This is a genomic window from Vibrio sp. R12-SG2-ISO1 (assembly GCF_059834045.1).
In genome coordinates, this window is the sequence record NZ_JCBDGO010000009.1 from 26,569 (window position 1) to 42,419 (window position 15,851).

General features: G+C 48.5%; 15 protein-coding genes and 2 pseudogenes. 5 read left to right on the forward strand and 12 right to left on the reverse strand.

The features are described 5' to 3' along the window. Nucleotides 1-197 precede the first annotated feature (197 nt). The 4 genes from AC6R10_RS09055 to AC6R10_RS09070 all read left to right on the forward strand — a co-directional run bounded on the left by AC6R10_RS09055 (nucleotide 198) and on the right by AC6R10_RS09070 (nucleotide 5,616). Complete coding sequence (locus AC6R10_RS09055; protein ID WP_500672051.1) at nucleotides 198-980, forward strand: substrate-binding periplasmic protein; 783 nt, start codon at nucleotides 198-200, stop codon at nucleotides 978-980. A gap of 134 nt (nucleotides 981-1,114) precedes the next feature. After that, the gene (locus AC6R10_RS09060; RefSeq protein WP_500672052.1) at nucleotides 1,115-2,788 is read left to right on the forward strand and encodes a methyl-accepting chemotaxis protein; all 1,674 of its coding nucleotides are present in this window, start codon (nucleotides 1,115-1,117) and stop codon (nucleotides 2,786-2,788) included. A gap of 184 nt (nucleotides 2,789-2,972) precedes the next feature. Next, complete coding sequence (locus tag AC6R10_RS09065) at nucleotides 2,973-3,749, forward strand: class II glutamine amidotransferase (protein ID WP_500672053.1); 777 nt, start codon at nucleotides 2,973-2,975, stop codon at nucleotides 3,747-3,749. A 91-nt stretch (nucleotides 3,750-3,840) separates the two neighbouring features. Beyond that, nucleotides 3,841-5,616 (forward strand): SulP family inorganic anion transporter, encoded by a 1,776-nt coding sequence (locus AC6R10_RS09070; protein ID WP_500672054.1) that lies wholly within the window; start codon nucleotides 3,841-3,843, stop codon nucleotides 5,614-5,616. Between the two features lie 52 nt (nucleotides 5,617-5,668). Here the strand turns inward: AC6R10_RS09070 and AC6R10_RS09075 are convergent, their stop codons facing one another. The 6 genes from AC6R10_RS09075 to AC6R10_RS09100 form a co-directional block, all read right to left on the reverse strand. Beyond that, nucleotides 5,669-6,085 carry a MarR family winged helix-turn-helix transcriptional regulator gene (locus AC6R10_RS09075; protein ID WP_487901234.1) on the reverse strand — a complete coding sequence of 139 codons (417 nt, stop codon included), beginning with the start codon at nucleotides 6,083-6,085 and terminating at the stop codon, nucleotides 5,669-5,671. Beyond that, a complete protein-coding gene (dmeF, locus tag AC6R10_RS09080) occupies nucleotides 6,082-7,056 on the reverse strand; it encodes a CDF family Co(II)/Ni(II) efflux transporter DmeF (RefSeq protein WP_500672055.1) in 975 nt (324 codons plus the stop codon). Before dmeF ends, AC6R10_RS09075 begins: the two co-directional genes overlap by 4 nt. A gap of 94 nt (nucleotides 7,057-7,150) precedes the next feature. Then, complete coding sequence (locus AC6R10_RS09085) at nucleotides 7,151-7,759, reverse strand: exopolysaccharide biosynthesis protein (protein WP_500672056.1); 609 nt, start codon at nucleotides 7,757-7,759, stop codon at nucleotides 7,151-7,153. A 132-nt stretch (nucleotides 7,760-7,891) separates the two neighbouring features. Next, nucleotides 7,892-8,251, reverse strand: coding sequence for a PilZ domain-containing protein (locus tag AC6R10_RS09090; protein WP_487901231.1), 360 nt, complete (start codon nucleotides 8,249-8,251; stop codon nucleotides 7,892-7,894). Between the two features lie 411 nt (nucleotides 8,252-8,662). Further along, a complete protein-coding gene (locus AC6R10_RS09095; protein ID WP_334552389.1) occupies nucleotides 8,663-8,884 on the reverse strand; it encodes a hypothetical protein in 222 nt (73 codons plus the stop codon). Between the two features lie 125 nt (nucleotides 8,885-9,009). Next, the gene (locus AC6R10_RS09100) at nucleotides 9,010-9,486 is read right to left on the reverse strand and encodes a Dps family protein (RefSeq protein ID WP_334552390.1); all 477 of its coding nucleotides are present in this window, start codon (nucleotides 9,484-9,486) and stop codon (nucleotides 9,010-9,012) included. Between the two features lie 287 nt (nucleotides 9,487-9,773). Here AC6R10_RS09100 and AC6R10_RS09105 point away from each other — a divergent pair, with 287 nt between their 5' ends. After that, entirely contained in the window at nucleotides 9,774-10,640 is an 867-nt protein-coding gene (locus AC6R10_RS09105; RefSeq protein WP_500630432.1) for a patatin-like phospholipase family protein, read from the forward strand. An 89-nt stretch (nucleotides 10,641-10,729) separates the two neighbouring features. Here AC6R10_RS09105 and AC6R10_RS09110 read toward each other — a convergent pair. The 6 genes and pseudogenes from AC6R10_RS09110 to AC6R10_RS09135 all read right to left on the reverse strand — a co-directional run. Next, nucleotides 10,730-11,266: pseudogene (locus tag AC6R10_RS09110) on the reverse strand (2OG-Fe(II) oxygenase); the annotation flags it as partial. 101 nt (nucleotides 11,267-11,367) lie between these two features. Continuing rightward, nucleotides 11,368-12,006 carry a response regulator gene (locus AC6R10_RS09115; protein ID WP_334552393.1) on the reverse strand — a complete coding sequence of 213 codons (639 nt, stop codon included), beginning with the start codon at nucleotides 12,004-12,006 and terminating at the stop codon, nucleotides 11,368-11,370. Further along, complete coding sequence (locus tag AC6R10_RS09120; RefSeq protein ID WP_500672057.1) at nucleotides 11,999-13,360, reverse strand: cache domain-containing protein; 1,362 nt, start codon at nucleotides 13,358-13,360, stop codon at nucleotides 11,999-12,001. Before AC6R10_RS09120 ends, AC6R10_RS09115 begins: the two co-directional genes overlap by 8 nt. 85 nt (nucleotides 13,361-13,445) lie before the next feature. After that, nucleotides 13,446-14,729: a TRAP transporter large permease gene (locus AC6R10_RS09125; RefSeq protein ID WP_334552395.1), complete on the reverse strand. Its 1,284-nt coding sequence runs from the start codon at nucleotides 14,727-14,729 to the stop codon at nucleotides 13,446-13,448. Nucleotides 14,730-14,740: 11 nt separating this feature from the next. After that, entirely contained in the window at nucleotides 14,741-15,280 is a 540-nt protein-coding gene (locus AC6R10_RS09130; protein ID WP_334552396.1) for a TRAP transporter small permease subunit, read from the reverse strand. Nucleotides 15,281-15,432: 152 nt separating this feature from the next. Then, nucleotides 15,433-15,851 (reverse strand): annotated as a pseudogene (locus AC6R10_RS09135) (ABC transporter substrate-binding protein); the annotation flags it as partial.

The window sequence follows — 15,851 nt, forward strand, 5'->3', positions numbered from 1 at the left end:
GTCAACGAGCTAGCCCTCTTTTGGCTAGCTCGTATTATTTTCCCGCTTTACGGTCAACTCTCATTACCACTTTTCGCTCCTCATTATTGACGTATCATATGCAAAGCGTAGTATTGCGCTACGCTTATTGATATGAACCTAGTCCCACTCATATTCCGCTCTGTGGGCAGAGGTACAACACGTCACGGAGGGAAACCATGTTGAGAGGTTGGCAATGGGTTTGGCTATGTGGGTTGCTGCTCACTCCTTCTGTCTACGCGCACGACTCGATACGAGAAGTTGCCCTCGCCATTGGTGAGTTTCCGCCTTATACCTCAGAGTCTCTTCAACATCACGGTATCGCCAGTCAAATCGTCACAGAAGCCTTTGCGCAAGTAGATATAGAGGTGACGTTCGCCTTTTTCCCGTGGCCGAGAGCCTACAAACAAACTCAAGTAATGAACAACATATGGATAGGCACATTTCCTTGGATTTGGACAGCTCAGCGTGATGATGGCTTTGTCTTCAGTGACCCTATCATTGAGAGCCATGACTACCTCTATTTTCTCGACGGTTACCAAGAAAGCTATCCCAATATGGAAGCATTGGAAGGTACGATCCTCGGGGCTCCGATACATGTTAGCTATCCGTTATTAGAACAAATGGAGGCAGAGCAGCGTCTAACCATAGAGCGAGTGGGCACCTACGAAGATTTATTCGGACGGCTACTCCATCGACGCATCGAAGTGATCTCTTTAGAAGAGCACGTGGGCCGCTACCTCATGCAGGCCCTACTCGATGGAGAGGAAATGACTCGAATTGCCCAATCTCGTTTTCCGACTGAAGAGCGTCGTTACCACCTGATGATTTCAAAACGGCATCCCCAAAGCAGGCTCATAGTTGAAAAGTTCAATCAAGGGCTTGAGCAACTGCATCGCTCCGGACGCTATGAGGAGATACTCAATACCTTGCAAGTGCCTGATCCGGATAGCGGTTTGTGAGCCCTGCAAAGCTTTGCTTACTCTCTCATATACCATCAGAAAAATAATCGCTACATTAACAAACGAATTACAACAATAACGCTGGTTCCCCCTACATCTCAAGCCAGCATCAAAAAATAATGTGGAGTATGGTTATGCATTTAAAAAGTCGCGGGAAGTTGCTGTCAATTACTATTATTCCCCTCGTGCTGATTACCGTTTTAGTGACTGGGATCTTCTATTGGAATGGCGTCCGAGATCTTGAGGAGCAATCCAAACTGTATCGTCAGGAACTCATTGAATCTCGTCAAGATGAGCTAAAAGCGTATCTATTGATGGGGCGTACGGCAATCCAATCTCTTTATGAGAGTGATAAAAATGGTGAAAACATTCCGCAAGCAAAACACATTCTTGAAAGTATGCGTTTTGCGGATGATGGTTACTTCTTCGCCTACAACTCGCAAGGCGTTAACACGATGCACGCCATCAAGCCATCGTTAGAAGGCAAAAATCTCTATGATTTAAAAGATGATAATGGCGTTCCCGTCATTGCTGGACTTATCGACGCCTCTCAAAAAGGTGACGGTTTTCTTTACTTCTCTTGGCATAAGCCATCCATTGATGCACAAGCACCAAAATTAGGTTACGCGGAGCACCTACCCAAATGGGATTGGGTATTGGGTACAGGGATTTATATCGACGACGTCGATCAGCTCGTGGCTCAATATCGTGTCGAACGTGCAGCCAACATCATGTCGGATATCGGCTTTGCCGTTATGGTTTCAGTGTTAGGCCTTATTATCACTATTATTATTATTAGTTTGGTTGTGAACAAAAGCTTGTTACCGCTGACCAATATGGCTCAACGACTTCATGACGTAGCACAGGGGGGTGGTGATTTAACCCGCCGTTTGGAAACGAAAGGACACGATGAGGTTGCTCAGCTAGGTCAAGCATTCAACACCTTTATGGATAAAATGCAGCCACTGATTAAAGATATTCAAAACAGTTCTGTTTCCGTGATGCAAGCAGCCCACGATTTAGATGCTCATACCTCTAAGTCGAGCCAAACAATGCAACATCACAGTCAAGAAACGGAAAAAGTCGTCACGGCAGTAACGGAAATGGCCGCGACCTCTCGTGAAGTCGCGAACAACACTAACCTGACCTCTGACTCGATAAACGAAGCAAATCAACAAATTCAAGATGCCCAGCAAGAGGTGGCTGAAGCGATGAGGAGCATCAACGAATTAGTTGCTGAGGTGAATATTGCCTCTGATGCCATTGAGTCTTTGAGCGATCAAACCCATCAAATCACCAGTGTGATAGAAGTGATTGGCGGCATCGCAGAACAAACCAACTTGTTGGCACTGAACGCAGCCATCGAAGCGGCGCGAGCAGGCGAACAAGGTCGTGGTTTTGCTGTCGTGGCAGACGAAGTCCGTTCATTGGCGAGTCGAACGCAATCAAGTACAGAAGAGATTAATGAGATGCTCAGAGCGCTACAAAATGGCGTTAAAAAAGCAGTCTCAACAATGTCCGCCAGCCAGCAAAGGGGAGAAAAAACGGTACAAGATTCTTCTGTAATCCAGCAACGCTTGGGTGGCATTGAAACATCAGTCCGCACGATTCATGATATGGGGATACAAACCGCTGCCGCCGCTGAGGAGCAAAGTGCCGTTGCGGAAGATATTAATCAAAACCTCGTCGCGATTCAGCACATCGTTGAAGAGCTAAGTGCTGATTTACAACGTGCTAAGCAAATAAGTTCTTCATTGGCTGTTTCCGGAGAGCACGTTAACGATCTCGTGGGCAACTTCAAAGTTTAGCCTGATTACACAATCGTAGGCTTAAAAATGAGTCCAGAGTCATGATCCTCGGGCTCATTTTTTATTGCTCCAATTTTGTATTTACTTTTTCCTCGTCAAGCCTCACATTGTCACTGCGGCGCCGGGTGATTGCATCAATGATTCGCGCCCTGTTAAGTGGTCGTTTTGTTGAGTAGGTTGCAGTATGTGTCGATGGTTGGCGTATCAAGGTGAGCCCATTTATCTCGATGAGTTGGTGTACAAACCAGAGCATTCGTTGGTTCATCAAAGCTTAGAGGCCCGAAAGGCTGTCACGCGAGTTAATGCCGATGGGTTTGGGCTTGCTTGGTACACAGAGCGCAGTACGCCAGGGCAATTTCATGAGGTTTTGCCTGCTTGGGGGGATCAAAATTTACGGTCTCTCGCGCATCATATCCGTTCACATCGATTTATGGCGCATGTCCGCTCTTCGACTGGCGCGCAAGTGTCACGATCCAACTGTCATCCCTTTATCGTTGATCATTGGATGTTCCTTCACAACGGTCAAATCGGCGGTTTTGAGCAGGTTAAGTTCATGCTTGAACGTTTGCTGCCTGAATCACTCTACCTGCTTAAACGCGGCTCCACCGACAGTGAACTGATTTTTCTCTTGATGATCAAAAACGGCTTATTTGACAACGCTGTTCGTGCCATCAGTCTTACTATTGAAGAAATAGAAGCCACCCTCAAAGACAAGGCGATCACAGAGCCTTTCAAAGCCTCAATGTGCCTCTCAAACGGAGCTCAGTTTTGGGTCGTGAGATACAGCACGGATAGCATCGCGCCGACGGTCTTTATCCGCTGTTTGGATGGGAATATGACCCTCGCCTCCGAGCCTCTTGATAGCAAAACCCAATGGGATGCGGTTCCGGTGCAAACCATCACCGAAATTAACGGCTGCCAGCAAACCCGGACTTCGATAGCGCACTGTGTGCAGCGATGAAGCCGATCGTCCATATTCCCTATCTTCGCCAATCGAGAAATCGCGCGTATTTCAATGACATGGCGTATACTTTACTGCAAGCCAACCCGATATGAGAGCAACGTTGAACCCGCACTTCATCAGCCAGTGGTTACCTGGACTCATGCAACTGAAGCAGTACCAAAAAGCCTGGCTAGTGGACGACTGCCGAGCCGCATTGTCAGTGGTCGCGGTCGCACTCCCAGTCGCCATCGCCTACGCACAACTCACCGGCGTACCCGCTATTGTCGGCTTATACTCTTGTGTGCTACCTATGTTGGTCTATGCGCTGGTAGGCACTTCACGGCAATTGATTGTTGGGCCCGATGCGGCGACCTGTGCCGTGATTGCCGCTGTCGTCACGCCGCTGGCGGCTGGCGATGCCACCAAACATTGGCAGTTGGTCATGACGATGACGGCAATGACAGGGGGGTGGTGTATTTTAGCCAGTCGTCTCAAACTTGGTATTTTGGCCGATTTTCTCTCTCGTCCGATTCTGCTTGGCCTGCTCAATGGTGTCGCGATCACGATTATCGTTGGCCAATTTGCGAAAGTGCTCGGCCTTAAATATGAGCAGCGTTACCTGCTTGAACGAATGTGGGAAGCGCCACAAATGTTGATGGATATCCATTGGCTCACTCTCGCTCTTAGCCTTGCGACTGTGGTCATCTATTTTCTTGCCAAACGATTTAAACCGAGTTGGCCCGCCGCCATGCTTGCGATTGCGCTGACCACCAGCTTAGTTTGGGCGTTACATTTAGAAGCACAGGGCGTCAGCGTTGTAGGCGTCACCCAAGGCGGTTTACCGGCGTTTAAGACACCGGAATTTGAGCTTGGTATTACTCGTGAATTGGTGATGCCAACCCTGAACCTCGCTATGGTCAGCTTCGTGAGTATGATGCTTACTGCGCGAAGCTTTGCCGCAAAAAATGGCTACGATATTGATGCCGACAAGGAGTTTCGCGCCTTAGGTCTCGCCAATATTGCCTCTGCGTTTTCACAAGGTTTTGCCATCAGTGGTGCCGACTCACGCACCGCCGTCAATGATGCCAATGGCGGCAAGTCGCAGTTAGTGTCGATCATCGCCGCGGTGACTATCGCCCTGATCGCGATTTTCATCTACCAGCCACTCCAATACATTCCTATTGCCTCACTAGGGGTCGTGTTGGTGATTGCATCGCTCTCTTTGGTGGATCTGCGCGGAATTTGGGCATTGCGTTCACGTGATAGAGACGCTTTTTACCTTGCCAGTATCACCTTCCTATCGGTATTGGTCATTGGTGTGATTCCCGGGATTGCGCTGGCGGTGTTACTCGGTTTGTTTCAATTTTTACGCATTGTCATGCGTCCATCCGATCAGACCTTAGGGCTAGATAAGAAAGGTACCATCCGTACTATCGATGACAGTGGCAAAGCCAGTGCGATTCCTGGCATGGTCATCTATCGTTTCAATTCTCCGCTGACCTACTTCAACGCCCCCTATTTCAAGCGGCGGATATTAGATCTGTCTGAGCGCTCTGGGGACATCAGCTGCGTTGTCGTCGATGCCGTATCCAGCTTCACACACTTAGATCTCAGTGTGATGGCGACGCTCTCTGACGTCCATGAAACCTTAAAAAAACGGGGCATTCGTTTAGTGCTGGCAGGTCGCAAGCGGCGCATTCGTCATTGGTGTGAACTGGCCGGTATCAGTACCAGTGACGGCGGCGTATTGCTACGCGCTGACCTCTATCTCGCCATCAAACTGAGTGGCTGTTACATCAGCGCTGTGGGCGATGGTCAAGTGCCAGCGGTGCAAAAAGAACCCGACCTCGAAGAGGCGCCCAAGCCGATTCCCGAAGTGGCGTAGAAAACTTCTATAGGATGAAGCTTATGGCGTAATCTTCACCGTCGCTCAGCGTTCAAAACTGATCATTCATCGCATTAACGCACTGAAGCAACGTCTCAATTTGTTGGGCCTCGAGTCCTTGAGTCAATTCGTTCACCAATTCAAGATGAAGCTGATTGTGGCGCTGATGAATCTCTTGCCCTTGCTCGGTCAAACGAACCACAATCGCTCGGCGGTCGTCAGGGTGCGGGCATCGCTCAATCAGATCTGCGTTGACCAACTTATCGATTTGCACGGTTAGCGTCCCCGTTGTGATTCCAAGTTTTTGCGCCAGTTCTTTCATGCGCAAGGGGCCATGAACCCCTAAGGTTTCAATGGTATGCACTTGGGCTAAGCTATACCCCGTCTCTTTGACGACCGACTGCTCCCAAGATGACAGTTTGTCATAAAATTCAGTCAGTGCGTGATTGAGTTGCGATAACGTGTTCATTGCGGCTCATACTGTACTTCTAACGTTAGGTGATGAATCTTATCAAACTTCTCTAAATGCTGCTTGATCTCTTCAGCCGTCTGCCCGTTAGAGACCCTGAGTGTGATCGCGGCACTGTGATGATGGCCACTGATTTTCCAAACATGTAAGTCCAACACTTCACCGTGACGCACCAGCTCTGACTCAACCTCATCCAGGTAGTGATCATCGATGCTTTCATCAAGTAAGATTGGGCTGGTTTGATGAATCAAGGAGAGCGTCCATTTGGTGATCACCAAGGCTCCGACGATACCCATCAAGGCATCAAGCCAATGCCAACCATAGAATTTACCAAACAGCAGCGCCACAATGGCAAGAATAGAGGTCAAGGCGTCGGTCAACACGTGTAAATAGGCGGCGCGCAAATTGTGGTCATGATGATGGTCGTGATGGTCGTGATGGTCGTGATGGTCGTGATGGTCGTGATGGTCGTGATGGTCGTGATGGTCGTGATGGTCGTGATGGTCGTGATGGTCGTGATGGTCGTGATGATGATCGCCCAATAACACCATACTGGCAAGATTGACCACTAAACCTATTACCGCGACCAAGATTGCCTCATTAAACTGAATCGGTTGAGGATTGATCAAACGATGAACCGATTCCACTACCATCAGTAGTGCAACAATGCCCAGAGCAATGGCACTAGTGTAACCACCGAGCACGCCGACCTTACCGGTACCAAACGAGAAACGACCACTATTGGCATGCTTTTTCGCATAGCGATAAGCAAATAGTGTAATGCAAAACGCGGCGGCATGGGTACCCATGTGCCAACCGTCCGCCAGCAAAGCCATCGAGCCATAGACGGTCCCTGCAACGATTTCCACCACCATGGTGACGACCGTCAGCAGTAAGACATAGAAAGTGCGGGTTTCCCCTTGATGATTGTGGCTGGAAAAACCGTGAGATTGGCAAGATGATGACCGCATATTACTTTGACCTTCAAACTATTTGACTGTTAATTTAGTTTGATTATCAAACAGTGTCAATAGATTCGTGTGATGCGTTTCTCTCATTCTGGCGTTAGTGAATAAATAGCCAATACCCCATGGTCGTCATCGCCAGTAGCCCGAGAAGTAAGGCAACCATTTGCACTAAGCCATCACGCTCAAGCAAACCCAGCCCCATAAAGATCACCACCAGGGCAGGCGCCAAATTCGCCAAGGGTACCGGGATCGCAATAATCACTCCTAATACAGCCACAATACTGCCGTTCAATCGATCGACAATGGGCGCTTCGGTAAATCGCCATCGTGGGCGGATGTAGCGCTCTATCGCTCGAACTTTAGGCTCAAAGGTTAACAGTGCTTTTTTGACCGCAGCGGCGGGCATCGCACGATCAAGAATCCAATCTGGAAGCCAAGCACGACGTCGCCCTACCACCATCTGTAAGCCCAAAACGATGATGATGAGCCCTGCAAACAAAGAGACAAACGGCACGATGCTAAAGATGGCCATCAGCACCAAAAATAAGCCAAAGGTGCGATCGCCAAAGCGCTGCGTCAAGCTACGTAAGGTGATGATCGATTGACTGGCTTGTTCTGCTAACGCGAGGATGACATCAGAGGTGCGCGTTCGGCGCTCATGAGGTACATCAAAAAGAGAGTGGGGATCTTGAGGCAATCCGTGCAATGCGGCACTCCAAAGGTTTTGCGTTTTCGGTGGCTAGACATTAGCAGCGAACACGCGGGGTGTATAGCCATCACCTAACGAAATAACGACGCTTTAACAGGGTGGCGACACGGTGAGTAAGGCGTGAAACCATCACGCCGCTTCGATGGTTTTTAAACGCTCAAAATAGGTAGGATAGGTATTTTTGATGTGACGCTGCTCTTGGACCATATGTTTAAATGTCGGCCCTTTTTTCAGTTTAAGGACGACCTCTCCACCATCAATACGCAGCACGGCTCCCTCAATGGCTACTTGGTTGTCGCAGTGTAGATCCAGAATACCTGCAAGCGATAGCCCCTTGTATACTGAGGTAAAATTATTCATCACGACACGAATCCCCCCTTCCGAGACCTCAGTGACGTGAAAACGCTCATCAGAAAAGCGTACACTTGGTCTCGCTCGGCGAGGATATTTTAAGCGATAGTATTGTCGTTTTTGTTCCATGTCGTTCATGGCTGGCTCCTATTTCGGCCTTAACCCATTCTAACTAGTATAGTTATCGGCAGATAAATAGGAACCTTTACCCTTGATTTATGAGACCTTGCCGCACCCATAACCACCCGCTCTGTTTACGCTGAGCCGCGACGCTGCTCTCGTTTTCCACTTAGCATTAAATCAACGCCCACTCTGTTCATTCCCATATCTTCAACTAAACTTTAGAAGTAAGTTGTCTAGGGATGAGAAAACTCCATGTTGATATGCTTTGTCGACTGACATTGTTGACTTCCTGTGATCGGGTCGCGTGATGCGACCTTCTTTTTTTGCCACCCATCTTACCTAAACGAAAAAGCCTGAACGAAAAAGCAGCCCGAGTGGGCTGCTTAGAGTTAGGTTAAACAGAAAAATAACGATTGGAGCAAGGCTTTAATGTTGCCGACCTTCGGGATCCGGTGCAAAGTCGACTTGCTTGTAAATATCGGCCAAAGTTCTATCTTTCAATTTCTTGCTCCGTTTGGCGCGAGCTTCATAGCTTTCATCTTGATGACGAATGGCTTGCTCATGCTCCTTCGCTGATTGAATGAACTCCGGGTCTGACAACGCCTTTTGACGTAGGCGGTTAACGCGTTCAATGGTTTCCCATATCATATTCCACCTCCTTGACTGTTTATACATACAGTATAGTCGATGATCATCAACCGTCAAATTTTACTGGTTATATCCTCAGTATTTTTTCTCGGCGCCCCATAAATAGGTGGGTAAAAGCCGTGCCATTACTGCAAATACGCGTTTAGCATCCATAGCAGTTTCTCTTGTTCACGGATGTAATCTCCCATCAGTGCCGCCGTTCCCTCATCCGCAGCGTCACCCGATTGCTCTAGGATCGTGCGTTGTTTACTCAGGAGCACACTGAAGCCATCAACCAAACCTTTGACACACTCGCTCCCTTGTGTCGCGTTTTTGTGCTCTTGAATCGTACTGCCTTCAAGGTATTGGGTGAAGCTGTGGTCTGGCGTGAAACCTAACGTCAAGATTCGCTCTGCCAATTCATCGATTTTGGTTTGCAGATCAGTGTAGATCTCTTCGAATTTCACATGCAGCTCAAAAAATTGCTGGCCTTTGATGTTCCAGTGGTAACCACGGGTATTCATGTAAAGCACTTGATAGTGTGCAAGAAGATCGTTGAGCTCAACGGCGAGTTGCTGTGCTTTGTCTTTATCTAGACCAATAAGATTAATTTGTGATGTCATAGTTTTGCCCTCTAAAACAACGTGTCTAACCACTTAAGTAATTAAAAAACTGAAGTGTTTGAGAATGACTTACGCCCTTTTTCATACGGTGCGTTGTCGTGATGGGTTTAATGTATCGCCACAGAGTAAATAGGTAAAACCGCTTAAATCTATTACTTTAATAGTTTAAAACAATTGATCCAGTTGTTCGATTTGACCTATCTCAGCAATTTGTATAAACGATTTACCAACACCGACCCGTTTACGTAATCTGGTAAGACCTGTTTAATGAAATGAGTTGAGAAAGCATGAAAGCACTGGTTGTGGAAGGCGGCGCGATGCGCGGAATCTTCGCCGCAGGCGTATTGGATACGTTTATCCACCAAGACTACTACCCTTACGACTTTACGCTTGGTGTGTCGGCTGGCTCCACCAATCTCATCGGTTACTTGTCTAAACAGCCCGAGCGCAGCTTTAATGTCATCACCCAACTCGCCACCGACCGCCGCTTTTACGATCCGAGACGCTTTTTAAAGGGGGGAAATTTGGTCGATGTCGGCTGGCTTATCCGCGAATCAAACCGTCGTTATCCGATCAATGAAACCATGATGTTTGGTAACATGCCGCTGATTGCAGCTGCGACCAATATTGATACCGGAGAAGCGGACTATTATCAGGTCAAACCGCATAACTTAGAGCAAGTGATTGAGGCGACCTGCGCTCTGCCTATTGCGTACAAACATACGCCCTGCTTTTCTGGCAATTGCTACACAGACGGCGGCGTGTCGGATTCGATCCCTGTCGCAGAGGCGCACCGACGCGGCGCCAGAGAGATAACTGTGATTCTGTCACACCCACTGAGCTATCGAATGCCAAAAGCAAAACATCCTTGGCTAATGAGGCGATTGTTGGCCAAATATCCCGCCATCGCCAATGCGATGGCCGTGAGAGCGGAGAACTATAACCGCTCGCTCGACTTTATCCGCAATCCACCGAAAGGCACGCAGATTCGAGTCATCGCACCCGATGAGACGTTTCAAGTGAATCGCCTCACCATGCGTCAAGACCGATTGTTAGATGGCTATAAAATGGGGCTAAGAGAAGGCAATAAGCACCTGGCGAGTCGTGCCGGCATGTACGGTCTAACCCGAGAAAACTGTCACTTTTGCCTTTGAGGGCGCTCGCGGAGGCCGTAGCGTTAGCGCGCAATATCGAGCTGGTTGCCCTGGACGCCGTTGACTCGAAACCACCCAGCGATACTTTATCGTTCCGCTTGGGTGGGTAATACCTCATGAGGAAATTGCTCAGAGAAAAACACCAGCAAGCGACCCGCTTTCGGCGCGACCTTCTCAATCATTTGATCGTTGAGATCGTAAATCACTAACTCGCCTTGGTCGGCTTCATGCCACTCTTCATTCATGTAAAACACCGTCGTTAAGCGGCGGTTTTCATTGCCTTTAAAGCTGTCGAGATGCTTTTGATAAAAGTCACCGCGCTCATACTTAGCAAAGTGCGCTTCATATTCAAAGAGGCCGAGGAAAAAGTGCTGGTTGGCCGCCAGACGAATACGCTCCATCTTGTCTAGGTAAGCCTGAACAGGTTCGCCCATCGCAGGAGACAACCAGTGAATTTTGTCGCTTCGAATCGAGGCAGCGCGAACCGTCTCTTCATTGCGGCCAATGCGTGCTTTTTTCCAGGTGTCCGGTAGGCAATCACGAAGCTCCGCCACTTCGTGTTCTAAAAGAAAATCATCCCAAATATAGTAACCGTGTGTAAAAAGTGCATCGATTAGCGCGTTCATCAGCCGTTGGCGTTCCATGAGTTAATAGGAAAACGCCTTATACCGAAGTGGTAATGTAATCGGCAATTGCGACTTTTTGTCGTAACGATTAATTAGGGTCGTTAAACGTCTAATCCGTGTTCAACGGCATACTTGGCCAATTCTGCGGTACTGTGCAAATCGAGCTTATGTTTGATGTTTTGACGATGGGTCTCAACGGTTCGAAAACTGATATTGAGCAGCGCCGCGATCTTTTTGCTGCTGTTGCCTTGTGCCACCAACTTAAGTACCGCTTCTTCTCGGCGACTCAATGGATTGGGCTTTTGCGCGGCGGGAATCACCTCTTGGGAAAAGAGGGTTTGCGTTACTGATTCACAGAAGTAGGTTGAGCCTTGATAAACGGTTTTGATGGCCTGCACCATACGCGTGGCACAAATCTCTTTGAGCATGTAGCCGACCGCCCCTGCCTGCATCACCTTCATGATGTATTCGCGGTTATCGTGCATGGTTAACATCAGCACTTTGACCTCGGGCATTTCTTCTTTGATAAGGCGGGTCGCATCAATGCCGTTCATCAACGGCATACTGACATCCATTAAAACCACATCTGGATTCAGTGCCTTGACCACATCAATCGCTTCTAAACCATTACTGGCGCAGCCTACTACTCGAATCTCAGGTTCTTGTTTTAACCGTGCGATGAATCCATCCAGCACCACTTGGTGATCGTCCACGATCACCACTTCAATTGGTTTATCCATACACTAATCCTTCCAGTTCGAGTAAGACGGTAATTTCAGTACCCAGCCCGGCGTCACTCTCGATTTCAATCTCTCCACCAATAAATTCTACGCGTTCGCGCATATTCCTCAGTCCAATACCATTTTTTCTCAACGCGGACGCCACATCAAACCCGACGCCATCATCTCTAATGATCAATTGCAGCATGCTGCCCATCTGCTGCAATATTAAGGTGACGTTTTTCGCCTGTGCATGTTTCTCGATGTTGGTCAAAGACTCCTGAGCAATACGATACAAGGTCGTTGCCACTTCTGATTTTAGCTTGCCTTTCTCTGTGTGGATCGACGCTTCAACATCAATCCCCGAGTGCAGTTTGAAATCGTGCAGCAGGGTTTTCAGAGCAGCCTCAAGGCCGATGTCATCTAATGCGCTCGGGCGCAATTGGTGAGAAATGTGTCTGACCTCGTTGATCGCCGTCAGCAGCGAATTTTGCGACTGAGTGACGTATTGCTGAAGGACGGCGTCATCAAGTTTATTACCGAGCAGCTCAAGATGGCACTTGCTAGAGACCAACAGTTGGTTGATGCCATCGTGCAGTTCTCGGGCAAGATGCTTCTTCTCATCCTCTTGAAACATCACCGTTTTATGTGCCAGCTCCTTCAAACTTTTATCCGCCAAACGGTGCTCGTGAAGATTGACTGCCAAGGTGATGACAACAATCACCGCGACCGTGACCACCACAATGACAATCACAGAAAAAAAGGTCGTTTCGATGTTTTTGTTCACTTCAGAGCGCAAATTGGCAACTTCTTGGGTAATGTCTTCGATGTACACCCCAGTGCCGATCATCCATTGCCAGCGATCCAGCCAAGCCGCGTAGCTAAGCTTGGGGACATTTTCCCCCGTCGACGGTTTTTGCCACAAATAGCGGTGGTAACCGCCGCCGCTGCGCGCTTGCATCAACAATGAAGCAATCAAGTGGTCGCCGTTTTCATCTTGCAGATCGTAAAGGTTTTCGCCTACTAGATGGGGCATCACAGGGTGGACTAAGTTGGTCCCTTCGCCATCATAGGCAAAAAAATAGCCATCTTTGTCTTTGCCATAGCGGAGCTTATTGAGGATAGATTTAACCTCTTGTTTGGCCACCTCTTCCGGCAAATGAGGGTCATTATAGATGTAGGCGATCGCATCAAACGCGAGATCCACGCTGTCTTTCAGCGCCGACTCTTTTGACTTGATTAAGCCATTCTCAAAAATCTCAATTTCTTGCTCACCTAGGGTTTTCGCCTGATGAATTGAAATCCAACTGGTGATGGCCGTCACCAGAAGCAAAGGCACAAGGCTAAGCAAAATCAGCTTGGCTTGTAACGGCATTCCTTCTCCCCATTTAACACAAAGGCCACCCGATTTGGGTGGCCTCCACTTTAGCAGGAGTTGTTAATCAACTGTAATCGAGTGATCACATTCCGTAAAATTGAGGGAAGACCAACAGCGACGCCAGTACTAGGATTTGAATCGCAATAAACGGCACCACGCCTCGGTAGATATCCGTGGTGGTGACCCCTTTCGGCGCAACGCCCTTGAGATAGAAGAGACTGAAACCAAAAGGCGGTGTTAAGAATGAGGTCTGCAAGTTCATCGCAATCAAAATAGCAAACCAAGTCATATTGATGCCTAACAGCTCCGCCACAGGCGCGATGATGGGTACGATGATGAAACAGATTTCAACGAAGTCGATGAAAAAGCCCAACACCAAGATGACCAGCATGGTGATGATCAAAAAGCCCCATTTCTCGCCAGGAATTTGTAGCATCCACTCTTCGACCAAGTAGTCACCACCGGTATAGGTGAACGCCATCGAAAAAGCGGTGGCACCCAACAAGATAGCAAAAACCATCGCGGTCACTTTAACCGTCTCTTTTGCCGCGTCATACACCATACCCCAGCTAAATTGCTTATAAAGCAGAGCAAGAACGATAGCACCCGCGCCACCAAGCGCTGCCGACTCCGTCGGTGTCGCCACGCCAGCAAAAATAGACCCAAGAACGACCACAATTAAGGCCAACGGTGGGATCACCGCTTTAAGCGCCGTGATCACTTCTTGCTTACGGCTGATGCTGCCATCACTTGGAATCGGTTGCGCCGCCTCTGGGTTGAGTTTCGCGTAAATCAAAATATAAATGACGTACGCACCAACCAAGACTAGCCCCGGCCATACTGCCGCTTGAAACAGATCGCCGACAGGCACGCCCAACACATCACCGAGCAAAATTAACACGATAGAGGGCGGAATGATCTGGCCTAGTGTGCCAGACGCACAGATGGTGCCGCAGGCCAATCCCTTGTCGTAATTATATTTAAGCATCACAGGCAGTGAAATCAGCCCCATTGCCACCACCGAGGCCCCCACGACACCAGTAGAGGCCGCAAGCAACGCTCCCACCAGCACGGTGGAAATCGCGATACCTCCGCGAACGCCACCAAATAAGCGCCCCATAGACTCAAGCAACTGCTCCGCCAGACGCGTCTTTTGCAGCACCAAGCCCATAAAAACAAATAACGGCACAGCCATGAGCACCGTGTTTTCCATAATGGATTGGATGCGATAAGGCATAAAGGCAAACATATCCATGCCTTCGGCCCACACACCAAAAATCAATGCAATGCCGCCAAAGGTGAAAGCGACAGGAAAGCCCAGCAGCAGTGCAAACAAGGCGACGAAAAACATTACAATACCGACCATCTTCTTGTCTCCTAGTGCTGATCTTTGCTGTTAACGTACAGCAGCTGTGGGTTAAAAATCTTATTGAGGGAGTGGATCAATAATCCAATACCACTGATGGCCATAAAGAAGAAGGAAACAGGAATCATGGCTTTGATGATCCATCGGTAAGGCAAACCACCGGGGTCGCCCGATGTCTCACCTAACGCATAGCTCTCTTTGGCGAAATCGATACCAAACCACGCCACCAACAAACAAAATGGAAAAAGAAAGACCACCGTACCGAGTAGATCAATGATCGCTTGTGCGCGCATCGATAGTCGCTCGTAGAAAAGATCCACTCGAACATGCCCGCCCGCTTTCAGCGCATAAGGGACACCCAATAAAAACACGGCTGAAAAGAGATGCCACTCCATTTCTTGGAACGCGATGGAGACATCATTAAATGCGTAACGCATCACCACGTCATAGACAACGTTGGCAAGCAATAAGATAAAAAGAATACTGGATAGCCAGCCTAGAAAGTCACCAAAGCGATTAAAAATACGCTCGACATAGATAAGACTTCTCATTCCCTACTCCATGGAATTTTGAAAGCGTGTTGCAAGCTAGGCTTACAACACTTTGATTACACTCGATATACGCTCTGTTTTAGGCTCAGAATCTAGTGAGTGAGGTTTCTTGGGCTTGCGCCGAGACAAGCTCGGCGCTTAGGTTATTGCTGTTATTGTGCCGAGCTGTTGAGGTAGGCACGGGTAGAAATGTCTGTCCAAGAACGCACTTGCTGCATATAAGCCGCTTGTGACTCTTGAATTTCCTTCGCAAGCGCATCTTCATCCGCGTGTTGCTTAAGAAGTCGATCGTTCGCTTCGCGTAGCGCCGTCATCACTTCCGCTGGGAAATCTTTAACTTGAACATTTGGGTATTCAGTTTTGATAGATACCCAGTTTTTGCCACTTTCATGCTTAGATTGGGTGTACATATCATACGCAGCTGTCTTCATCGCGACTTGCAAGATCGCTTTCAGATCATCTGGCAATTTTTCCCAAGTACGCTTGTTGACAAGGAACTGCAGCTCAGTTGCTGGCTCGTGCCAACCTGTGTAGTAGTATGGCGCGATTTTGTGGAAGCCCATACGTAGGT